The organism is Streptomyces sp. a15, from assembly GCF_059026085.1.
Genome location: NZ_JBWLKM010000039.1, coordinates 57,576 through 78,986, shown reverse-complemented (window position 1 = coordinate 78,986; position 21,411 = coordinate 57,576). Strand labels below are relative to the sequence as shown.

The following is a 21,411-nucleotide window of genomic DNA, read 5'->3' as shown; positions in this document are numbered from 1 at the left end:
TCGGAACGGCGCGGAATCGGTCGGCTGTGGGGTACTGGCGTTGACGCGCCAACCGCTGCGGGCGGACACCCCCCGACGCGTCCCCTTGCCGCCGTACGCGACTGCGGGAGCGCCCACCTCCCGACCGACCACCGTCACCTCTCGGCCGACCGAGTCGGGTGGTGGACAGTGGCGACCCACCGAGTCGGGCGGGCACGGTGGCCGTCCCCAGCCCCTCGACCCACCGAGTCGGGTGGTGGGTGGGCATAGGCCGGGGGTCTGGGGGCGGAGCCCCCAGGGACGCCCGCGCCCGTGCCGGGTGACTGGATAACGGGCTGGTTCCCCGTCGTCCGAGGCCGGCGGCAGCACCTGGCTGCTCTCGAACATCCGCGCACCAAGAGATAGCCTCCGCCCATGGCAAACGGGCAGTGGTACCCCCCGGAGTGGCCCGACCGTATCCGTGCCCTCACGGACGGCACGCTTACGCCGGTCGGCCCCAAGCGCGCGGCCACCGTCATGCTCCTGAAGGACACCGACGCTGGCATTGCCGTGCACATGCTGCGCAGACGGGCCTCCATGGCCTTCGCAGGAGGCGCGTACGCGTACCCGGGCGGCGGTGTGGACCCCCGTGACGACGACCGTCACGTCCGCTGGGCGGGTCCCACGCGCGCGTGGTGGGCGGACAGGCTCGGCGTGGACGAGGCGGCGGCCCAGGCGATCGTCTGCGCGGCCGTGCGGGAGACGTACGAGGAGGCGGGCGTCCTTCTCGCCGGCCCGGCGTCGGACTCCGTGGCCGGCGACACCACGGGCGCGGACTGGGAGGCGGACCGGGCCGCTCTGGTCGACCGTGAGCTGTCCTTCGCCGAGTTCCTGGACCGGCGGGGACTGGTACTGCGCTCCGATCTGCTGGGTGCCTGGACGCGCTGGATCACCCCGGAGTTCGAGTCCCGGCGCTATGACACGTGGTTCTTTGTCGCCGCCCTCCCTGAAGGCCAGCGCACGCGCAACGCCTCCACAGAGGCCGATCGCACGGTGTGGATCCGGCCCGAGGACGCGGCGGGCTCGTACGACAAGGGCGAGCTGCTGATGATGCCGCCGACGATCGCGACGCTGCGCCAGCTGAGCCCGTACGGCAGTGCCGCTCAGGCGCTCGCCGCTGCCCCGGAGCGTGATCTGACGCCTGTTCTGGCGCGGGCGCGCATCGAGGGTGAGCAGATCGTGCTGTCCTGGCCCGGACACGACGAGTTCACCAAGCACATCCCGACCGACCTCCCGACCGGTGGAGCCCCCGCATGACGGACGCAGCAGCCCTTCCCGGCCAGCCACGGGGCGCGGTCCTGTCGGGTCCCGCGACCCCGCGTGCCGTCAACGTCCTCGCGCCGAACCCCTCCGCGATGACCCTGGACGGCACGAACACCTGGATCGTGGTGGAGCCCGACTCGGAGTCGGCCGTCGTGATCGATCCGGGGCCGCTGGACGACGGCCACCTGCGCAATGTCGTCGCCATGGCGGAGAAGGCCGGCAAGCGCGTCGCCCTCACCCTCCTCACCCACGGCCACCCGGACCACGCGGCCGGCGCCGCCCGCTTCGCCGAGCTGACCGGCACGAAGGTGCGCGCCCTGGACCCGGCGCTGCGGCTGGGGGAGGAAGGGCTGGGCGCCGGGGACGTGATCCGGGTCGGTGGCCTGGAGCTGAGGGTCGTACCGACTCCCGGGCACACCGCGGACTCGCTGTGCTTCCATCTCCCGGCCGATCAGGCGGTGCTGACGGGTGACACCATCCTGGGCCGCGGTACGACCGTCGTGGCCCATCCCGACGGCCGCCTCGGCGACTACCTGGACTCCCTGCGGCGCCTCAGGTCGCTCACGGTGGACGACGGGGTCCATACGGTGCTCCCGGGCCACGGGCCCGTCCTGGAGGACGCCCAGGGCGCCGTCGAGTTCTACCTCGCCCACCGCGCCCACCGCCTCGCCCAGGTCGAGACGGCCGTGGAGAACGGCTGTCGGGCGCCCGCCGAGGTCGTCGCGCATGTGTACGCCGACGTGGACCGGTCCCTTTGGCCGGCCGCCGAGCTTTCGGTACGGGCACAGCTGGAGTACCTGGAGGAGCACGGGCTCATCTAGGGCCTGGGGGCTTTGACGCCGTGCACGCGCGCGTACTCCTCGGCGAGCCACGGTCCCAGGTCGTCGACGTACGAGCGCAGGACGGCCGGGTCGCCGGCCGGCTCGTAGCCTAGGGCGGCGGCTGTGCGCAGCTGTTCCGCGCGCGCGGGGTAGTACTCGGCGAAGGCCTCGGCCATCTCGCGCAGGTCGCTCGTCCAGCCGTTCCAGCGGGGCATGACGAGCGTGAAGGCCGTGCGGACGAGGCGGCGGGACATGAAGCGTACGAGGGGGCGCAGGGCGGCCTCGGTGTCGTCGGCGGCGGCGATCCGCTCGCGCCAGCGGGGGAGGAGCAGGGCGAGGTCCCCGTTCGTCTCGCGGGCCAGGAGGGTGTCGGGGCGGTAGCGCGGCAGGTATTCGGCCAGGTCTTCGCCGAGCAGGGGCGTGCACAGACAGGCGATGAACCACCCCAGGTCGTATGTTTCCAGGTCGCTCAGCGCTTGCGCCCGGCTGACCAGGAGCGTCCCGCTCCCGTCGATCTGCGGGAATTCCTTGTCGAGCGTCTCGTCGACGTCGCGGGCGTCGGCCCGGTCCGCGTCGGTGGGCTCCTCGCGCAGCGCGAGCAACAGATCGAGATCACTGCGCCCCACGCGCGCGGTGCCGCGCGGAATCGACCCGTAGAGGTACGCGCTGTGCAGCCGGGCCCCGAAGACGTCCAGGAGACGGTCGCGGGCGGCGGCGACCACGGGGCGGAAGGCGTGCGGGACGCGTCCCAGGGAGCCCTCGCGCTCGATGAAGCCCTGTGTGTCCAGCCCGGGGCGGCGAACGGTTTCGGCCATGGGATCACTGTGCCGTGAAGGGCAGGCCCGAGCCCGTCATTTACGGCGCGGAGGGGCGCGGTGGTCGCGAGGAAGGCCCCGTCTCACCCAGGAGACGGGGCCCTCGTCGACGTACGCCTTGGGGTGCCTAGCGGGAGCGCTTCGCGAGCCGCTCGACGTCGAGCAGGATCACGGCCCTTGCCTCCAGGCGGAGCCATCCGCGGCCCGCGAAGTCGGCCAGCGCCTTGTTCACGGTCTCGCGGGACGCGCCGACCAGCTGGGCCAGCTCCTCCTGCGTGAGGTCGTGGACGACGTGGATGCCCTCCTCGGACTGCACGCCGAAGCGGCGGGAGAGGTCGAGCAGCGCGCGGGCCACGCGGCCGGGGACGTCCGAGAAGACCAGGTCGGACATCGCGTCGTTGGTGCGCCGCAGGCGGCGGGCGACGGCGCGCAGGAGGGCGGTGGCCACCTCGGGCCGGACGTTCAGCCAGGGCTGGAGGTCGCCGTGGCCGAGGCCCAGCAGCTTGACCTCGGTCAGCGCGGTGGCGGTCGCCGTGCGCGGGCCCGGGTCGAAGAGGGACAGCTCACCGATGAGCTCACCGGGGCCGACGACGGCCAGCATGTTCTCGCGCCCGTCGGGGGAGGTGCGGTGGAGCTTCACCTTGCCCTCGGTGACGACGTAGAGCCGATCGCCCGGGTCGCCCTCGTGGAACAGGGAGTCACCACGTGCGAGGGTCACCTCACTCATGGAGGCGCGCAGTTCCGCGGACTGCTCGTCATCGAGCGCCGCGAAGAGCGGGTTGCGCCGCAGAACGTCGTCCACGAGTTCTCTCCTTGTCGACCTGCTCAGGGGATCTTGCTCCCCCTTGGTACCAGGGGACCGTGTTCCCCATTTTGCCGGACGGTCCAAACAGTGTGATCTGTCACAAGGATGCCGCACAGGTGTCCCGGGGTAAGCGGCAGGGGTCCAATTGGGGGCTGATCTTCAGGGTCCGGGGCGGATGTCAGTGCCGGGCTCTAGGCTGGCCGGGTGTCCAAATCGCCGGTGAGAGCACAGGCCGAGGGGGCTGGGCGGGTGGTTGTACGTCGAAATTCCGCCGTGGGCGAACAGGACCCTGCTGGCGGAAAGAAAACGGCAAAAGCGACAAAGAAAGTTGCGGTGAAAGCGGTGGCTCCGGCGAAGCGAGCGGTGGCTTCGGCCAGTCCGGTGAAGGCGAGTCCGGTGAAGAAGAGCGAGTCGCACACCGCTCTGGTCCGCCGAGCCCGCCGTATCAACCGCGAGCTCGCGGAGGTCTATCCGTACGCCCACCCCGAGCTGGACTTCGAGAACCCCTTCCAGCTGGTCGTCGCCACGGTCCTGTCCGCCCAGACCACCGACCTCAGGGTCAACCAGACGACGCCCGGCCTCTTCGCCAAGTACCCGACGCCGGAGGACCTGGCGGCGGCCAACCCGGAGGAGGTCGAGGAGATCCTGCGCCCGACCGGTTTCTTCCGGGCCAAGACCAAGTCGGTGATAGGGCTGTCCAAGGCCCTGGTGGAGCAGTTCGGCGGAGAGGTCCCCGGGCGGCTCGAGGACCTCGTCAAGCTGCCAGGAGTCGGCCGCAAGACCGCCTTCGTCGTCCTGGGCAACGCCTTCGGGCGGCCCGGCATCACCGTGGACACGCACTTCCAGCGGCTGGTGCGGCGCTGGCAGTGGACCGACCAGACCGAGCCCGACAAGATCGAGGCCGCCGTCGGCGCGCTCTTCCCCAAGAGCGAGTGGACGATGCTCTCGCACCACGTGATCTTCCACGGCCGCCGTATCTGCCACGCCCGCAAGCCCGCCTGCGGCGCCTGCCCCATCGCCCCGCTCTGCCCGGCGTACGGCGAGGGCGAGACGGATCCGGAGAAGGCGAAGAAGCTCCTCAAGTACGAGAAGGGCGGCTTCCCGGGCCAGCGCCTGAAGCCCCCGCAGGCATATCTGGACGCGGGTGGGAAACCCGCGCCGCCGCTGGGGGCGGGATGACACGCTTCTGCCTCTGGGCACGTTCCCAGGAACGATCTCGGGGCCGTCGGGCGTTGGATCCAGCAGGACGACGGGGGTGGCGATGACGCGGGCGAGCAACACGCGGGGCGGTTCGGTGACACTCACCAAGGAGGGCCTGCCCGCCTGGCTGGATCCGGTGGTGCACGCGGTGGAGACCGTCGAGCCGCTGCAGCTCAGCCGCTTCCTGCCGCCCAAGGACGGCGCTGGGCGGCAGTCCGCCGTCCTGGTCCTCTTCGGCGAGGGCGACGGCGAGCGCGGCCCCGAGCTGCTGCTCATGGAGCGGGCGAGCTCGCTGCGTTCCCACGCCGGCCAGCCCTCCTTCCCCGGCGGCGCGCTCGACCCGGAGGACGGCGACCCGAAGGGCGACGGCCCTCTGTGGGCGGCCCTGCGTGAGGCCGAGGAGGAGACCGGGCTCGACCCGGCCGGCGTCCAGCTCTTCGGCGTGCTGCCCAAGCTGTACATCCCGGTCAGCGGCTTCGTCGTGACGCCGGTGCTGGGCTGGTGGCGGGAGCCGAGCCCGGTGGGGGTGGTGGATCCGAACGAGACCGCGCGGGTCTTCACCGTCCCCGTGGCGGATCTCACGGACCCTGACAACCGCGCCACCACCGTTCACCCCAGTGGCCACCGAGGCCCGGCATTTCTGGTCGAATCGGCCCTCGTGTGGGGGTTCACGGCCGGAATCATCGACCGGCTGCTGCACTACTCGGGCTGGGAACGCCCCTGGGACCGCGAGAAGCAGGTCCCGCTCGACTGGCGCGCATGACAGGGTGTCTGCCGTGCTGTGCAAAGTGATGAGGCGAGGCGTGAGCCGGTGAACGTGCTGGACATCCTGTTGCTGCTCGCCGCCGTGTGGTTCGCGATCGTCGGCTACCGCCAGGGCTTCGTCGTCGGCATCCTGTCGGTGATCGGCTTCCTCGGCGGCGGTCTGGTGGCCGTGTACCTGCTGCCCGTCATCTGGGACGCGCTGACCGACAACGCGGAGGTCAGCACGACCGCCGCGGTCGTCGCGGTGGTCGTCGTGATCGTCTGCGCCTCCGTCGGCCAGGCCCTGACCACCCATCTCGGCAGCAAGCTGCGCCGGTACATCACCTGGTCCCCGGCCCGTGCTCTGGACGCGACCGGCGGCGCCCTGGTCAACGTCCTCGCGATGCTGCTGGTCGCCTGGCTGATCGGCTCCATGCTGGCGCAGACGACGATACCGACGGTGGGCAAAGAGGTCCGCGGTTCCAAGTTGCTGCTCGGGGTGTCGGAGGCGCTGCCCAGTCAGGCCGACACCTGGTTCAAGGACTTCACCTCGGTCCTCGCGCAGAACGGCTTCCCCCAGGTCTTCAGCCCGTTCGCCAACGAGCCGATCAAGGAGGTCCGGCCGCCCGATCCGGCCCTCGCCAACAGCGTGGTGGCCGCCCGTGCCCAGCGCTCCATCGTCAAGGTCATGGGCACCGCCCAGAGTTGCGGCAAGGTCCTGGAGGGCACCGGCTTCGTCTTCGGGCAGCGCCGCGTGATGACCAACGCGCATGTCGTCGGCGGCGTCGACGAGCCCACCGTCCAGATAGGCGGTGAGGGCAAGAAGTACGACGCGACGGTCGTCCTCTACGACTGGGAGCGCGACATCGCCGTACTCGACGTACCGGACCTGAGCGCACCCGCGCTGAAGTTCACGAGCGAGGACGCGAGCAGCGGGGACAGCGCGATCGTCGCCGGGTTCCCGGAGAACGGGGCGTACGACGTCCGCTCCGCGCGCGTGCGCGGGCGCCTCACGGCCAGCGGCGCGGACATCTACCACCGCGGCACCGTGCGTCGCGACATCTACTCGCTGTACGCGACCGTCCGCCAGGGCAACTCCGGCGGCCCGCTGCTCACCCCCGAAGGGAAGGTGTACGGCGTGGTCTTCGCGAAGTCCCTCGACGACGCCGACACCGGGTACGCGCTCACCGTGGACGAGATCCAGGAGGACATCGCCAAGGGGCGCACCGCGAACCAGCAGGTGGACAGCGACAGCTGCGCGCTCTGAGCCCGGGATGTCGGGAACGTTCGGGAACGCCCCCGGACCCGGGTGCAAAAAAAGGGGGGCGTCAGCCTCGCGGATGACGCAGGCGTACCGAGACCCAGCGGGCCCGGCGGCGCAGAATGCGCGGAATGCCCACCCTCAGGTCCGTCCCCGTCATGTGCGGGGAACCCCCTCGTTGATGGGAGCCCAGGCCGCTGCCCGAGCGTCGATTGCGTGCTGCGTCACTGTAGTCGTGCGTCCAGCCCATACCCGGACGTGTGCCCCTGCCCCAAGGTCGATAACCGCCCCCAGGCCCCCCAATTGGCCTATGCGCCGGGCAAGTGGCCGTTCGTAGGACACGTGTTCACGTCCGGATACCGGGCGCATCGGAACGGTCACCGATCGGGTTCGGGATCCTTCAGCCAGTTGATGAGTTCGGTGGAGAAGGCGACCGGGTCCTCCTCGTGCGGGAAGTGCCCCAGACCGTCGAACAGCCGCCAGCGGTACGGCGCTTCGACGTACTCGCCGGAGCCGGCCGCGCTGCGCGTCCGCATCACCGGGTCGAGGGAGCCGTGCAGGTGGAGGGTCGGCACGCGCACCGGACGCTTCATCCGCCGGTTGAACTGGATGCCGTCGGGACGCGCCATCGACCGGACCATCCAGCGGTACGGCTCGATCGAGCAGTGTGCGGTCGAGGGGATGCAGATCGCGCGGCGGTAGGCGTCCACCGCGTCGTCGTCCGGCAGGCGCGGACCCGACCAGTCCCGGATGAGACGGGCGACGAGCGCGCCGTCGTCGGCGGTGAGCTGCCGCTCCGGGATCCAGGGCCGCTGGAACCCCCAGATGTAGGAACCCGCGGTGGTCTGCTTGACGTCCGCGAGCATCGCCGAGCGCCAGCGCCGGGGGTGCGGCATCGACTCGACCGCGAGCCGCCGTACGAGCTTGGGGCGCATCGCGGCCGCCGTCCAGGCCAGATAGCCGCCCAGGTCGTGGCCGACCAGCGCGGCGTCCGGCTCCCCCAGGGAGCGGATCACGCCGGTGATGTCGAGGGCGAGGTTGGCCGGGTCGTAGCCGCGCGGGGTGCGGTCGCTGCCGCCGACGCCGCGCAGGTCCATGGCGACGGCCCGGAAGCCGGCGTCGGCGAGTGCGGGCAGCTGGTGCCGCCAGGTCCACCAGAACTGGGGGAAGCCGTGCAGCAGCAGCACCAGCGGCCCGTCACCCATCTCCGCGATGTGGAAGCGCGCGCCGTTGGCGGCGACCTCCCGGTGCGTCCAGGGGCCGTCCGGTCGTACGACCGAGGCCGGCTGGGACGAGGGTGTCGCGGGATCCGTCATGAGGACGAGCGTGCCACAGCCTCGATGGCCTTGGCGTCTGGGAGCCCGTCCTCCAGGGCCGCCGGGCGCGGGTGCGGCTTGGCGTTCTGCAGGACGCCCGCGGATTCCTTCATCGAGGCGGCGACCTTCTGCGGGCCCTTGCTCTTCTTCGCCTTCTTCGCGAAGACGACGCCGATCAGCGCGAGGACCAGCGCCACGAGGACGTTCGCCGCGAAGGACAGCAGGAAGCAGACCGCGAGGTTCCAGTCGCTCCAGGTGCGGATGCCGTACGCCAGCGCGAAGTTCAGCATCGGCAGTGAGAAGAGCAGGACCGCCCCGGCCACCGTGAACGCGCCGCCGCTCGTCGCGCCGCGCTTCACGTCCCGCTTCAGCTGCGCCTTCGCCAGCGCGATCTCGTCGTGCACCAGCGCGGACATCTCGGTCGTCGCCGAGGCGAACAACTGGCCGATGCTGCGTTCGGCGCCGACCGGGCTGCCGTCGGGTGCGCTCATCGCGTTCTCCCTTTTCTGATGTGTGCCTGACTGATGTGCCTGACTGGGAACAGTCCTTTTGTGCCGTCCCGTCAGATCATGCCGGACGACCGTCCTCATCGCCTGCCCCGCCCGTCACTTCGGCAAGCGCGTGGCGTTCGGCGGCCTTCGCTTCGGCGATCCGGCGGTGCTCGGCGGCCTTGCGGTCGTAGATGGCGGCCATCCGCAGGTGGTACTCCGGCTCGTCCTCCTCGTAGACGTCCGGGATCCCGTCGAGGTCCTCGTCGCGCTCCTCGGCCTCCCACAGGCGGCGGTACTTGGCGTTCCGTATCTTCAGCAGCACGGTCGCCAGCACGGCCGCGATGACGGACCCCGTGAGTACGGCGGCCTTGACCTCGTCCGTCAGTGTCGCGTCGCCGTCGAAGGCCAGCTCGCCGATGAGCAGCGACACGGTGAAGCCGATGCCGGCGAGAGTCGCGACCGCGAACACGTCGGCCCACTCGAGGTCGTCGCTGAGCGAGGCCCGGGTGAAGCGGGCCGTCAGCCAGGTCCCGCCGAAGATGCCGACCGCCTTGCCGACGACCAGACCGAGAACCACGCCGAGCGTCTCCGGCCTGGTGAACACGTCCCCCAGCGCGCCTCCGGAGATCGAGACACCCGCGCTGAACAGCGCGAACAGCGGCACGGCCAAACCCGCCGAGAGCGGACGTACGAGGTGTTCGATGTGCTCACCTGGGGAGTGCTGCTCGCCCTCGCGGGTCGTGCAGCGCAGCATCAGGCCCATCGCGACGCCCGCGATCGTGGCGTGGACGCCGCTGTTGTACATCAGCGCCCAGATGACGAGCGCGAGCGGAACGTACACGTACCAGCCGCGTACGCCCTTGCGCAGCAGCAGCCAGAAGACGGCGAGGCCGAGGACCGCGCCGCCGAGCGCGGCGAAGTCGATGCTGTCGGTGAAGAAGACCGCGATGATCAGGATCGCGAAGAGATCGTCGACCACGGCGAGGGTGAGCAGGAACGCGCGCATCGCGCTCGGCAGGGAGGTGCCGATCACCGCGAGTACGGCGAGCGCGAAGGCGATGTCGGTGGCGGTCGGGACGGCCCAGCCCTGGAGTGAGCCGCCGCCGGTGACGTTGGTGAGCGTGTAGACGAGTGCCGGTACGGCCATCCCGCACAGGGCGGCGACGACGGGGAGCGCGGCCGCCCTGGGGTCCTTGAGGTCACCGGCGACCAGTTCGCGCTTGAGCTCGATGCCGGCCACGAAGAAGAAGACCGCGAGGAGCCCGTCGGCGGCCCAGTGGGCGACCGACAGGTTCAGGCCGAGGGACGCGGGGCCGAGGTGGAAGTGGCTGACGCTCTCGTAGCTGTCGTGCACCGCGGGGACGTTCGCCCAGACAAGCGCGGTGACCGCGGCGACGAGGAGCAGGACACCACCGACCGTCTCGGTGCGCAGCGCGTCCGCGACGAAGGTCCGCTCGGGGAGGGAGAGCCGGCCGAAGGCCTTGCGGGGGGCGGTGGGGCGGGGCGCGGTCACGGGGACCTCCGGTCGGTGGGCAGCATGGAGCACTTGCCGACCAGACTTCCCGGCGCACCTATTTGGTTAGCCTACCTAAAATAAGCGGGAGAGGAATCCGGCGATTCCTGCGTTAGGTGCGAAAGGGGCACCCGGCGCACTGATCGCCGGGTGCCCCAGACGGCCGTACTCAGTCCTCGCTGGGAGCCCCCGGCAGGTTCGCCTGGATGAGGTCCATGACGGTCGAGTCCGTCAGGGTCGTCACGTCACCGAGCTGGCGGTTCTCGGCCACGTCCCGCAGCAGGCGGCGCATGATCTTGCCGGAGCGGGTCTTCGGCAGCTCGGCCACCGGCAGGATCCGCTTGGGCTTGGCGATCGGGCCGAGGGTGGTGCCGACGTGGTTGCGCAGGTCGGCGACGAGGCCTTCGTCCTCGGCGTTCGCCGTGCCGCGCAGGATCACGAAGGCCACGATCGCCTGTCCGGTGGTCTCGTCCGCCGCGCCGACGACGGCCGCCTCGGCGACCGACGGATGGGAGACGAGGGCCGACTCGACCTCGGTGGTGGAGATGTTGTGGCCCGACACCAGCATCACGTCGTCCACCCGGCCCAGCAGCCAGATGTCGCCGTCGTCGTCCTTCTTCGCGCCGTCGCCGGCGAAGTACTTGCTCTCGAAGCGCGCCCAGTACGTGTCGAGGAACCGCTGGTCGTCGCCCCAGATGGTGCGCAGCATCGACGGCCACGGCTCGGTGAGGACCAGGTAGCCGCCACCGCCGTTGGGCACCTCGTTCGCCTCGTCGTCGACGACGGTCGCGGAGATGCCGGGCAGCGGCGTCTGCGCGGAACCGGGCTTGGTCGCCGTGACACCGGGGAGCGGCGAGATCATCATGGCGCCGGTCTCGGTCTGCCACCAGGTGTCGACGATGGGTGTCCGGTCGGCCCCGATGTGCTTGCGATACCACATCCAGGCTTCGGGGTTGATGGGTTCACCCACGGAGCCGAGGATCCTCAGCGAGGACAGATCGAATTTCGCGGGGATGTCGTCGCCCCACTTCATGAACGTACGGATCGCCGTGGGCGCGGTGTACAGGAGGGTCACTCCGTACTTCTGCACGATCTCCCAGAACCGGCCCTGGTGCGGCGTGTCCGGCGTGCCCTCGTACATGACCTGCGTGGCGCCGTTCGCGAGCGGGCCGTAGACGATGTACGAGTGGCCGGTGACCCAGCCGACGTCGGCGGTGCACCAGTAGACGTCGGTCTCCGGCTTGAGGTCGAAGACGGCGTGGTGGGTGTACGCGGTCTGCGTCAGGTAGCCGCCGGAGGTGTGCAGGATGCCCTTCGGCTTGCCCGTCGTACCGGACGTGTACAGGATGAACAGCGGGTGCTCGGCGTTGAACGCCTCCGGCGTGTGCTCGGCGGACTGCCGATCGACGATCTCGTGCCACCAGACGTCGTGGCTGTCGTTCCAGGCGACCTCCTGGCCGGTACGGCGGACGACGAGGACGTGCTCGACGTTCTCCACGCGGGCGACCGCGTCGTCGACGGCCGGCTTGAGGGCCGACGGCTTGCCGCGCCGCCAGCCGCCGTCGGTGGTGATGACGACCTTGGCGTCCGCGTCCTGGATACGGGTCGCGAGCGCGTCCGCCGAGAAGCCGCCGAAGACGACGGAGTGCGCGGCGCCGATCCGGGCGCACGCGAGCATCGCGATCGCCGTCTCGGGAATCATCGGCATGTAGACGGCGACCCGGTCGCCCTTCTGAACTCCCAGCTCCAGCAGGGCGTTCGCGGCCTTGGAGACCTCGTCCTTGAGCTCGGCGTAGGTGATGGCGCGGCTGTCGCCGGGCTCGCCCTCGAAGTGGATGGCGACCCGGTCGCCGTTCCCTGCCTCCACATGCCGGTCCACGCAGTTGTACGCCACATTGAGCTCGCCGTCCTTGAACCACTTGGCGAACGGCGGGTTCGACCAGTCCAGCGTCTCGGTCGGCTCGGTGGCCCAGGTCAGCCGGCGGGCCTGCTCGGCCCAGAAGCCGAGCCTGTCAGCCTTGGCCTGCTCATACGCCTCCGCGGTGACGTTGGCGTTCGCGGCCAGGTCGGCGGGGGGTGCGAACCTGCGCTCCTCGCGCAGCAGGTTGGCCAGGCTTTCGTTGCTCACGACATCTCCCAATCCCAGGGTTGTCCGCTGTGTCCCAGGCCACAGCTCATCAGACCCGGCGGCCCGGTGACAAGGGGCGACGGAAAATTGGTTTAGACCTGTACGTGCGGCTGTGGACGTCCGTTTCGGCGGCCGGGGTCATCCGTACCCACGGACGGCGACCAGGCAGAGTTCAGCCGATGTAACGCCTTTCACACCGGGCTGGGTGTCCGGCCCTCTGCCCGAGGGCCGCACACCCGCAGCACGCCTCGGCATCACACCGAGATGTCGGCCGCCCGCACACGGTCGAAGACCTCGTCCCCGTCCACCCCGGTGAGCAGGTACGCCTGGGCCTCTCCCACGTGGAAGTACATTCCGTGCAGCTCCAGCGCCCCGTCCCGCAGGGCCCGGGACACCGAGTCGTGGGCGCGCAGGTGCTCCAACTGCTGGACCACGTTGGTCAGACAGAGCTGCTCGACCGCGTCGGCGGGTGCCCGTCCGGCGAGTCGGGCCCACGGCCGGCTGTCGTCGGCCATGGACTCAAGGCTCGGCAGACCGTGCCGCAGCCACCGCTTGAGCGGTGTCTGGGCGCCCCCGGGCTCGGAGTTGAGCAGCGCCTGCATGGCCCCGCACCCGGAGTGCCCGCACACCGTGATGGAGCGCACCTTCAGCACCTCCACCGCGTACTCGATCGCGGCCGCCACCGAGTCGTCCCCGCTCTCCTGGCCGAGCGGCGGAACGAGGTTGCCCACATTCCGCACCACGAACAGGTCGCCCGGACCACTGGAGGTGATCATCGAGGTGACGAGGCGCGAGTCGGCACAGGTGAGGAAGAGCTGGGACGGCCGCTGCCCCTCGCGCGCCAGCCGGGCCAGCTCACCCCGCACGAGCGGTGCGGTATGGCGCTGGAACGCGCTGATGCCACGCGCCAGTTCATGCCCGCTCGCCTCACCGGGCGCGCGGCCGGGTGCGCCCGGTGTGCCGGGTCCGCCGGTACGTCCGTCGTGGGGCGACGCGGCCTGCGGTCGGTCGCACTGGTGGTTGCGCCAGGCCGTCCAGGGGCGGCAGCGGCAGCCGGCGGTGTCGGTGGCCGACTCGCTGTCCCCGTCCCCGGGGTGGAGGTCGGCCGTGGTTCCGGGCTCACCGATCCGGACGCCGGCGCGGCGGCCGGTGAGTTCGGCGGTGCCGCCCCGTGCGGTGTGCGCCTTCTGCCAGTCCTGCAGTGTCTCGTACGCCGCGTGGTCCATGAACGACCCGTCCAACTCCACGACGGCGTGGGCGCCTTGGGGTACGAGATGCAGGGCTCGGCTGAGCCGGGGCACCGCGAGGAACGTCAGCTGTCCTCGTACGTGTACGTGATGGACTCCTTCCTGCTCTTCGTGCGTGATGCGGGTGTGGGCGAGGCGGTTGAGGGCGACGGCCACGGCGACGGCGATGCCGAGCGTCACGCCCTCCAGGACGCCGAGGAGGACCACGCCGAGTGTGGTGACGGCGTACACCAGCACTTCTCGGTGGCGCGTGACCGTGCGGATGTGGTGCAGGGACACCATCTGGATGCCGACGGCCATCACCAGGGCGGCGAGCGAGGCGAGCGGGATGAGCTCCAGGATCGGGACCATCAGCAGCGCGGCGACTACTACGAGAACGCCGTGCACCATCGTGGAGTTCCGGCTGACGGCACCGGCCTGGACATTCGCCGAACTGCGCACGGCGACGCCCGCTACGGGCAGGCCGCCGAGCGAGCCGGAGACGATGTTGGCGGCGCCCTGTCCGAGCAGTTCGCGGTCCAGGTCGGAGCGTGAGACGCGGGCGGGCAGGCCGGGGCGGCCGGCCACCAGCTTGTCCACGGCGACCGCGCCGAGCAGCGACTGCACGCTGCACACCAGCGTGGTGGTGAGCACGGCGGCGACCAGGCCGAGCACCGGGCCTTCGGGAAGTCCGGCCAGTGCGTGGCTGCGCCAGGACGGCAGGTCGACCTTGGGCAGGGTCAGCCCGGCGAGCGAGGCGGCGGCGGTGGCCCCGGCGACGGCGACGAGCGCGGCCGGGATCCGGCGCAGCAGGCGTCCGGCCCGACCGGGAATCCGCGGCCAGAGCAGCAGCAGGGCCAGGGCCAGCGCGCTCACCGACACGGCGGCCGGGTGCAGGTCCGCCAACTGGGCAGGCAGCGCAAGGACGTTGTCGAGGACGGAGCTCTGCGGAGTGCCGCCGAGGACGATGTGCAGCTGGGCGACGGCGATGGTGACGCCGATGCCGGCGAGCATTCCGTGCACGATCGCGGGGCTGACGGCGAGGGCACTGCGGGCCACGCGCAGGCAGCCGAGGCCGAGTTGGGCGAGGCCGGCCAGGACGGTGATGGCGCAGGTCGTCCGCCAGCCGTAGCGCTGGATGAGGTCGGCGGTGACCACGGTGAGTCCGGCGGCGGGGCCACTGACCTGGAGCGGGGCGCCGCCGAGCCGGCCGGCGACGAGGCCTCCGACGGCGGCGGCGACTAGTCCGGCCTGCAGTGGCGCACCGGTGGCGAGGGCGATGCCGAGGGACAGCGGCAGGGCGATCAGGAAGACCGCGATCGAGGCCGAGATGTCGGCGCCCGCGATGCGGAAACGGCGGGGCGGGGACGGCGGCGGGCTGTGGGGCGGGTGGATGCGCTTCGGCCGAGTCGAGTCGGCGGTGCGGGCGGGGACGCAGGCTGACATTTTTTTCCCGTCTCCTCCGGGGCGGCGCGGTCGCGGATCTGGTGGTCCCCCGTCGGCGGGGGGTCGGGTCGGCGGCCGTGGGTCACGGCGTGCAGCGGCGGGATGATTCAACGCTCAGTAAATGGATCGTAATGCAGAGTAAAGACCGAGCATAGACTTTCCGGGCAAATGGGTGAATCAGTCACTCGGAGTGATGAAGCACCTATTTGATCGGCTTGTCGTACTAATTCCTTCTCGGTCCCGTGCGAGCTTGGCGGCCACAACACGCCCTCACCGGCGTCGGCCGAGAGAAGGAAGAAGGTGGGCGGAACATGGCCGCCACCCAGAGGATCGCCGCGGGCGCCGTGATCGCCGCGGTCTGTGCCGCATCCCTGGCCGGTTGCGCGATCGGCAGCGACGGTTCGAAGGAAGGAGCGCCGGGGCCGCAGAAGGCGAAGCCCGCCCAGGCGCCGCCCAAGAGCGCGGTCCGCCTGATCGGCGACGGCTCCACCTCGTACACCGGAGCCCAGCCCCACCTGCCCAGACCCGAACGTCTCAAGCCGGGCCAGAAGCCCCCGCAGTTCGTGGTGTTCTCCTGGGACGGCGCCGGCGAAGACGGCCAGAAGCTGTTCTCCCACTTCCGCAAGGTCGCCAAGGCGAACAACGCGACGATGACGTACTTCCTCAGCGGTGTGTACATGCTGCCGGAGGACAAGCGCGACCTGTACCGGCCGCCGCAGCACTCCCCGGGCCGCTCCGACATCGGCTTCAACGACGAGGAGGGCATCGCCGAGACCGTGAAGCAGCTGCGCATGGCGTGGCTGGAGGGCAACGAGATCGGCACCCACTTCAACGGCCACTTCTGCGGCAGCGGCGGCGGGGTCGGCGAGTGGTCGGTGGAGGACTGGAAGGACGAGATCGCTCAGGCGAAGCACTTCGTGAAGTCCTGGAAGACCAACACCGGCATGAAGAAGGCCTCCCCGCTGCCCTTCGACTACGACAAGGAGCTCATCGGAGCCCGCACGCCTTGCCTGGAGGGCCGGAAGAACTTCATGAAGGCCGCCCGCGAGCTGGGCTTCCGCTACGACACCAGTGGTGTCAACGACCAGGTCTGGCCCAAGAAGAAGCAAGGCCTGTGGGACCTGTCGATGCAGCTCGTGCCGTTCCCCGGGCACTCCTACGAGCAGTTGACGATGGACTACAACTTCATGGTCAACCAGTCGGGCACCACGACCCAGGGTGACCCCAGGAAACACGACCTCTGGGGCGACCAGATGCGCGACGGCCTCCTCAAGGGCTTCCACCGGGCCCACGACGGCAACCGCGCCCCCCTGATCATCGGCAACCACTTCGAGTCCTGGAACGGCGGCACCTACATGCGGGCCGTCGAGGAGGTCATCGAGGGCGTCTGCAACAAGCCCGACGTGCGCTGCGTGTCCTTCCGGCAGCTCGCCGACTGGCTGGACGCCCAGGACCCGAAGACCCTTCAGAAGCTGCGCTCCCTGAAGGTCGGCGAGGCCCCGAAGCAGAGCTGGGCGTCCTTCCTGTCGGGCCGCCCGGCCCCGGCCCCGAAGGGCGTGCCCGGAGCGCCGGCGGCCAACCGGCAGTAGCCATCAGGCAGTTACCGCGACGCTCTCGCCGAGTACGAAGGAGGGGTCGACCTGCGCCGCCAGGTCGGCCCCGGTGCGCTCGTTGCCCCAGGACCGGGCGCTCTTCAGGTGGAAGTGCACCATCTGGCGTGTGTAGCGCTCCCAGTCGCGCAGTTCGTACGTCGCGTCGACGGCCGACTGCAACCGGCTCAGGGCGCGGCGGTTGGCGTCCTCCAGGAGCTCGAACCGGGGCGGCCGGCCCTTCTCCAGCGCGCGCACCCAGTTGGAGTGCCCCACCGTCATGAGCAGGTCGTCCCCGACTTCGGCGCGGAGGAAGTCGAGGTCGTCCTGCCCCTGCACCTTGTTGCCGACGACCTTCAGGGTGACGCCGAAGTCGCGGGCGTACTCCTTGTACTGGCGATAGACGGAGACTCCCTTCCGGGTCGGTTCGGCGACGAGGAACGTGATGTCGAAGCGGGTGAACATGCCGGAGGCGAAGGAGTCCGAGCCCGCCGTCATATCCACCACGACGTACTCGTCGGGGCCGTCGACGAGGTGGTTCAGGCACAGCTCCACCGCTCCGGTCTTGGAGTGGTAGCAGGCGACCCCCAGGTCGGCGTCCGTGAAGGGGCCGGTGACCATCAAACGGACGGCGCCGCCCTCCAGTTCCACCGGCCGGGCACAGACGTCGTACACCGGGTTGTCCTCGCGCACCCGCAGCAGCGGGGAGCCCTCGCCGGGCGGGGTGGTCTTGATCATCGTCTCGGTGGAGGCGATGCGGGGGTTGGAGCCGCGCAGGTAGTCCTTGATCAGCGGCAGGCGCTCGCCCATCGCGGGCAGCGCGGCCGCCTCCGCCTCGTCCAGGCCGAGGGCCGGGCCCAGGTGCTGGTTGATGTCGGCGTCGACGGCGACGACCGGCGTTCCCCGTGGTCGCGAGGTGGCGGATGAACAGGGAGGACAGGGTGGTCTTACCGCTGCCGCCCTTCCCGACGAAAGCAATTTTCATGTTCACCAAGCGTAGTTGCGGGATAACTACAGGTGGCGGGTGTGCGTGAAGAAGACCACTCCTTCGTGGGGTGCGCGCCCGGGCTGCGTAGGGTCGTACTTATGAGTACGACAGGCGCGACCGCCGATCCGCTCGGGGCCCTGGGTTCGCTGCCCGGGGTGGCCGAGTCCGTGGAGTCCGTGCGCAAGGCCGTGGACCGGGTCTACGGGCATCGGGTCATGCGGCGCCGCAGCAACGAGATCACCTCCGAGGCCGCCCTGCGCGGCGCGCGCGGCTCGGGGGCGCTGTCCGGAGCGGACTGGGCCCTGGAGGAGGTGCGCCGCCGCACCGACTTCAGTGGTGACGACGAGGCGCGTGTCATGGGCGCCGCCCTGCGGCTGACCGCCGAGGCGGGGCAACTGCTGTCGATCTGGCGGCAGTCGCCCCTGCGCGTGCTGGCCAGGCTGCACCTGGTCGCGGCCGCCACCACGGGCGACGAAGTCGGGCGTCCGCGCCAAGCGGGCGAGCCGGTCGAGGAGCCGCTGGTCGAGCTGCCGCTGCCGAGCGCGACGGAGGTCTCCGGCCGTCTGGAAGGGCTCTCCGAGCTGATCATCGCGGGCGGTTCGGCGCCCGCGCTGGTCACGGCAGCCGTCGTACACGGCGAACTGCTCGCCCTGCGTCCGTTCGTCTCGCACAACGGCCTGGTGGCGCGCGCCGCCGAACGCATCGTGCTGGTCGGCAGCGGCCTGGACCCGAAGTCCGTCTGTCCGGCGGAGGTCGGTCACGCCGAACTGGGCCGCGCGGCCTACCTGGCGGCGCTCGAGGGGTATGTCTCCGGCACCCCGGAGGGCATGGCCGCCTGGATCGCCCACTGCGGCCGGGCGGTCGGACTGGGGGCGCGCGAATCGACAGCGGTGTGCGAGGCGCTGCAGCGCGGGGCGGCGTAGGAGGCCCCGGAAAGACTCCGGGAAAGGGTTGCGGCGGTACGAGGATTCGTACCGCCGCTGGCATGTCCACCGGGGTACCAAGCGTCCTCGAATGGTGCCCATCAGGTCGGGAACTTTGCCCGTCCCTGGTGCGGCTGGCCCGTAATCGACGGGTCGACGTCGCGTGGGTGCCCGGTGTGCATGCTCGGTCCGTGGGGCCAAATGCGTTCTTAAGGTGATCCTTTCGGATGTCCTTGGTCTCGCGGGCCGTTAACCCCTTTGTACTCCAGGACCGGAGCAAGCGGAAGCCCAGGAAGCACTTCTTTACTTTTGGGTTCAAAAGACATTAAACGGGCGTCGCCCTGGTCAGGCCGGAGTTGAACGGCGCCGGCTCGCGTACCAGACGAGGCCCGCGGTGGCCGCCGCGGCGCCTATTGCCGCGACCGCGACGAGCGCCGGACGGGGCGGCACGGAGAAGGCGGGGAGCCGCTGCTTGAGCCGGACCGGCCGGTGGAAATCGAGAATCGGCCACCCGCGCGCGAGCGCCTCGCGGCGCAGTGTGCGGTCGGGATTCACCGCGTGGGGATGGCCGACGGATTCCAGCATTGGCAGATCGGTCGCCGAGTCGCTGTAGGCATAGCAGCGCGAGAGGTCGTAGCCCTCGGACTCGGCCAGCTCCTTGATCGCCTCGGCTTTCGTCGGCCCGTATGCGTAGTACTCCACCTCTCCGGTGAAGCAGCCGTCCTCGCCCACCACCATGCGGGTCGCCACCACGCGGTCCGCGCCGAGCATCTCGCCGATCGGCTCGACCACCTCGGCGCCCGACGTGGACACGATGACGACGTCGCGTCCGGCGGTGTGGTGCTCCTCGATGAGGGAGGCGGCCTCGTCGTAGATGATCGGGTCGATGAGCTCGTGGAGCGTCTCGGCGACGATCTCCTTGACCTGCTGGACGTTCCAGCCGCGCACGAGCGCGGACAGATACTCGCGGGTGCGCTCCATCTGGTCGTGGTCCATACCGCCCACGAGGAAGACGAACTGGGCATATGCGGTACGCAAGGCCGCCCTGCGGTTGATCAGCCCGCCTTGGTAGAAGGACTTGCTGAAGGTGAGCGTGCTCGACTTCGCAATGACCGTCTTGTCCAGGTCAAAGAAGGCCGCTGTGCGGGGCAAGGAGTGGTTTTCCACAACCATGAGCATAGGCGCTGCCCATTCGGCGTAAGGTTGGCGCGTTGGTTTGCCTGAGAGGCCTCTCGGGTACACCATGGAAGTCACGGATCGTTCGCGACCGTGCTAACCCGGTCCGACTCCTCCCCCCCGAGTCGGCCGTGGAGACGACCCCCGCTCTCCCCCCCGGCGGGGGTCGTCGCATGTCCGGGTGGGTTTTTCCTCTTCTGTACGCGGCCGCTTGGCCGTGCTGAGGCGGCTGCGGCCGCCTCTTTCGCATGCCCATGATCCGTCACTGTGTGTAGCCAACGCGCTGCTCTCCGGAAGTCGCACAGCGGGTGGTACAGGGGTCACCGGTTTGGGTGACGGCGATATTCACAGGCGCTGAGTTGTCCACAGTTTTCGTCCAAGATCCACAAGATTTCCGGGATCGCTGCACCGTGATTCCAACGCGCCCGGCTCGCACCGAGTTCATGGCTGGTTCCGGTTAGTCGGATGCGTTTGGCCGGTTGGTATCGGCCGTTCATATGGAGGCCGGTTGCCGGTTCTTCACACGTTCGGGAATCGCGGGGCCATGGGGGCGCCGCGGAAGGGGGATGGACACCGTGGCCGCAGCCGTCACACACGATCCACCCGCCGCCGGAGGGCGGCAGGGCAAGCCGTTGATCGTCACGGAAGACGCCGAACTGCTGGACGACCTGCTGCGCCTGTGCGCGGCCGCCGGCGCCACACCAGAGGTCCACCACGGACTGCCGGACAACAGAGGCAGCTGGGAGGCCGCACCGCTCGTGCTGGTCGGCGACGACGCCGCACGGCGCGTGCGCGGGGCCGCACGCAGGCGCGGAGTGGTCCTGGTCGGGCGCGACCAGGACGACTCGGGGGTCTGGCAGCGGGCCGTCGAGATCGGCGCCGACCACGTCCTGATGCTGCCTGACGGCGAGCAGTGGCTGGTCGACCGCATCGCCGACGTGGCCGAGGGCATCGGCCGGCCCGCCCTCACCGTCGGCGTCATCGGCGGCCGGGGCGGGGCCGGGGCGTCCACGCTCGCCTGCGCGCTCGCCGTCACCTCCGCGCGCGAGGGACTGCGCACGCTCCTGGTGGACGCCGATCCGCTGGGCGGCGGACTCGACGTACTCCTCGGCGGCGAGAGCGCCGAAGGACTGCGCTGGCCCGCGTTCGCCGCCTCGCGCGGGCGGGTCGGCGGCGGCGCCCTGGAGGAGTCGTTGCCGCGACTGCACTCGCTGCGGGTGCTGAGCTGGGACCGCAGCGACTGTGTCGCCGTCCCGCCGCAGGCCGTACGTGCGGTGCTCGCCGCGGCCCGGCGCCGGGGCGGCACGGTCGTCGTCGATCTGCCGCGCCGCATCGACGACGGGGTCGCCGAGATCCTCGCCCAGCTCGACGTGGGGCTTCTTGTGGTCCCCGCGGAGCTGCGTGCCGTGGCCGCGGCGGGCCGGGTGGCCTCCGCCGTCGGCATGGTCCTGCGCGACCTGCGGGTCGCCGTCCGCGGGCCCTACACACCCGGGCTCGACGACCGCGAAGTGGCCCGGCTGCTCGGACTGCCGCTGGCCGGCGAGGTGCCTGTGGAGTCCGCGCTGCTGCGCCAGCACGGGGGCGAGACGCCGCCCGGCGCGGCCGCACGGGGGCCACTCGCACGCTTCTGCAAGGAGTTCTGGGAGCGGGCGTTGATGGAGGCGGGTGCCGCGTGAGTACGTTCTCGG

At 70.5% G+C, this 21,411-nt stretch carries 17 protein-coding genes and 1 pseudogene; 8 read left to right on the top strand and 10 right to left on the bottom strand.

The window, feature by feature from the left end:
- Positions 1-393 precede the first annotated feature (393 nt).
- Both AC5P09_RS31460 and AC5P09_RS31455 read left to right on the top strand, forming a co-directional pair.
- Complete coding sequence (locus AC5P09_RS31460; protein WP_493877128.1) at positions 394-1,275, top strand: NUDIX hydrolase; 882 nt, start codon at positions 394-396, stop codon at positions 1,273-1,275.
- A complete protein-coding gene (locus AC5P09_RS31455; RefSeq protein WP_493877127.1) occupies positions 1,272-2,102 on the top strand; it encodes an MBL fold metallo-hydrolase in 831 nt (276 codons plus the stop codon). The genes AC5P09_RS31460 and AC5P09_RS31455 overlap by 4 nt, the downstream gene beginning before the upstream one ends.
- Here the strand turns inward: AC5P09_RS31455 and AC5P09_RS31450 are convergent.
- Together AC5P09_RS31450 and AC5P09_RS31445 are read right to left on the bottom strand one after the other, a co-directional pair.
- Positions 2,099-2,917, bottom strand: a complete 819-nt coding sequence (locus AC5P09_RS31450) for a nucleotidyltransferase (protein ID WP_493877126.1) — start codon at positions 2,915-2,917, stop codon at positions 2,099-2,101. The genes AC5P09_RS31455 and AC5P09_RS31450 overlap by 4 nt on opposite strands.
- 127 nt (positions 2,918-3,044) lie before the next feature.
- Positions 3,045-3,719 carry a Crp/Fnr family transcriptional regulator gene (locus AC5P09_RS31445; RefSeq protein ID WP_030043265.1) on the bottom strand — a complete coding sequence of 225 codons (675 nt, stop codon included), beginning with the start codon at positions 3,717-3,719 and terminating at the stop codon, positions 3,045-3,047.
- A 252-nt stretch (positions 3,720-3,971) separates the two neighbouring features.
- Here AC5P09_RS31445 and nth point away from each other — a divergent pair, with 252 nt between their 5' ends.
- From nth to AC5P09_RS31430, 3 genes are all read left to right on the top strand, one after another.
- Positions 3,972-4,901: an endonuclease III gene (gene nth, locus AC5P09_RS31440; protein WP_493877125.1), complete on the top strand. Its 930-nt coding sequence runs from the start codon at positions 3,972-3,974 to the stop codon at positions 4,899-4,901.
- A gap of 82 nt (positions 4,902-4,983) precedes the next feature.
- Positions 4,984-5,685 carry an NUDIX hydrolase gene (locus tag AC5P09_RS31435; RefSeq protein WP_493877133.1) on the top strand — a complete coding sequence of 234 codons (702 nt, stop codon included), beginning with the start codon at positions 4,984-4,986 and terminating at the stop codon, positions 5,683-5,685.
- Positions 5,686-5,733: 48 nt separating this feature from the next.
- On the top strand, positions 5,734-6,933 hold the full coding sequence (locus tag AC5P09_RS31430; RefSeq protein WP_493877124.1) for a MarP family serine protease: 1,200 nt from the start codon (positions 5,734-5,736) through the stop codon (positions 6,931-6,933).
- A gap of 61 nt (positions 6,934-6,994) precedes the next feature.
- On the opposite strand, the gene AC5P09_RS31425 is transcribed toward AC5P09_RS31430, so the two are convergent.
- The 6 genes from AC5P09_RS31425 to AC5P09_RS31400 all read right to left on the bottom strand — a co-directional run bounded on the left by AC5P09_RS31425 (position 6,995) and on the right by AC5P09_RS31400 (position 15,047).
- Entirely contained in the window at positions 6,995-7,177 is a 183-nt protein-coding gene (locus tag AC5P09_RS31425) for a hypothetical protein (RefSeq protein ID WP_493877123.1), read from the bottom strand.
- Between the two features lie 127 nt (positions 7,178-7,304).
- The gene (locus AC5P09_RS31420; RefSeq protein WP_266435952.1) at positions 7,305-8,243 is read right to left on the bottom strand and encodes an alpha/beta fold hydrolase; all 939 of its coding nucleotides are present in this window, start codon (positions 8,241-8,243) and stop codon (positions 7,305-7,307) included.
- Positions 8,240-8,734, bottom strand: coding sequence for a phage holin family protein (locus tag AC5P09_RS31415; protein ID WP_493877122.1), 495 nt, complete (start codon positions 8,732-8,734; stop codon positions 8,240-8,242). Before AC5P09_RS31415 ends, AC5P09_RS31420 begins: the two co-directional genes overlap by 4 nt.
- Positions 8,735-8,810: 76 nt before the next feature.
- Positions 8,811-10,247 (bottom strand): Na+/H+ antiporter NhaA, encoded by a 1,437-nt coding sequence (gene nhaA, locus AC5P09_RS31410; protein ID WP_493877121.1) that lies wholly within the window; start codon positions 10,245-10,247, stop codon positions 8,811-8,813.
- A 169-nt stretch (positions 10,248-10,416) separates the two neighbouring features.
- Positions 10,417-12,375 carry an acetate--CoA ligase gene (acs, locus tag AC5P09_RS31405; RefSeq protein ID WP_493877120.1) on the bottom strand — a complete coding sequence of 653 codons (1,959 nt, stop codon included), beginning with the start codon at positions 12,373-12,375 and terminating at the stop codon, positions 10,417-10,419.
- 254 nt (positions 12,376-12,629) lie between these two features.
- Positions 12,630-15,047, bottom strand: coding sequence for a bifunctional SulP family inorganic anion transporter/carbonic anhydrase (locus tag AC5P09_RS31400; RefSeq protein ID WP_493877119.1), 2,418 nt, complete (start codon positions 15,045-15,047; stop codon positions 12,630-12,632).
- 311 nt (positions 15,048-15,358) lie between these two features.
- Here AC5P09_RS31400 and AC5P09_RS31395 point away from each other — a divergent pair, with 311 nt between their 5' ends.
- The gene (locus AC5P09_RS31395) at positions 15,359-16,636 is read left to right on the top strand and encodes a polysaccharide deacetylase family protein (RefSeq protein WP_493877118.1); all 1,278 of its coding nucleotides are present in this window, start codon (positions 15,359-15,361) and stop codon (positions 16,634-16,636) included.
- 3 nt (positions 16,637-16,639) lie between these two features.
- Here the strand turns inward: AC5P09_RS31395 and AC5P09_RS31390 are convergent.
- Positions 16,640-17,621, bottom strand: a pseudogene (locus AC5P09_RS31390) (ATP-binding protein).
- Between the two features lie 101 nt (positions 17,622-17,722).
- Between AC5P09_RS31390 and AC5P09_RS31385 the strand changes: the two are divergent.
- Positions 17,723-18,547 carry a Fic family protein gene (locus AC5P09_RS31385; RefSeq protein WP_493877117.1) on the top strand — a complete coding sequence of 275 codons (825 nt, stop codon included), beginning with the start codon at positions 17,723-17,725 and terminating at the stop codon, positions 18,545-18,547.
- Between the two features lie 345 nt (positions 18,548-18,892).
- On the opposite strand, the gene AC5P09_RS31380 is transcribed toward AC5P09_RS31385, so the two are convergent.
- Positions 18,893-19,726 carry an HAD family hydrolase gene (locus AC5P09_RS31380; RefSeq protein WP_493877116.1) on the bottom strand — a complete coding sequence of 278 codons (834 nt, stop codon included), beginning with the start codon at positions 19,724-19,726 and terminating at the stop codon, positions 18,893-18,895.
- Between the two features lie 563 nt (positions 19,727-20,289).
- On the opposite strand from AC5P09_RS31380, the gene ssd reads away from it, so the two are divergent.
- Entirely contained in the window at positions 20,290-21,399 is a 1,110-nt protein-coding gene (gene ssd / locus AC5P09_RS31375) for a septum site-determining protein Ssd (RefSeq protein ID WP_493877115.1), read from the top strand.
- The last annotated feature ends 12 nt before the right edge of the window (positions 21,400-21,411 follow it).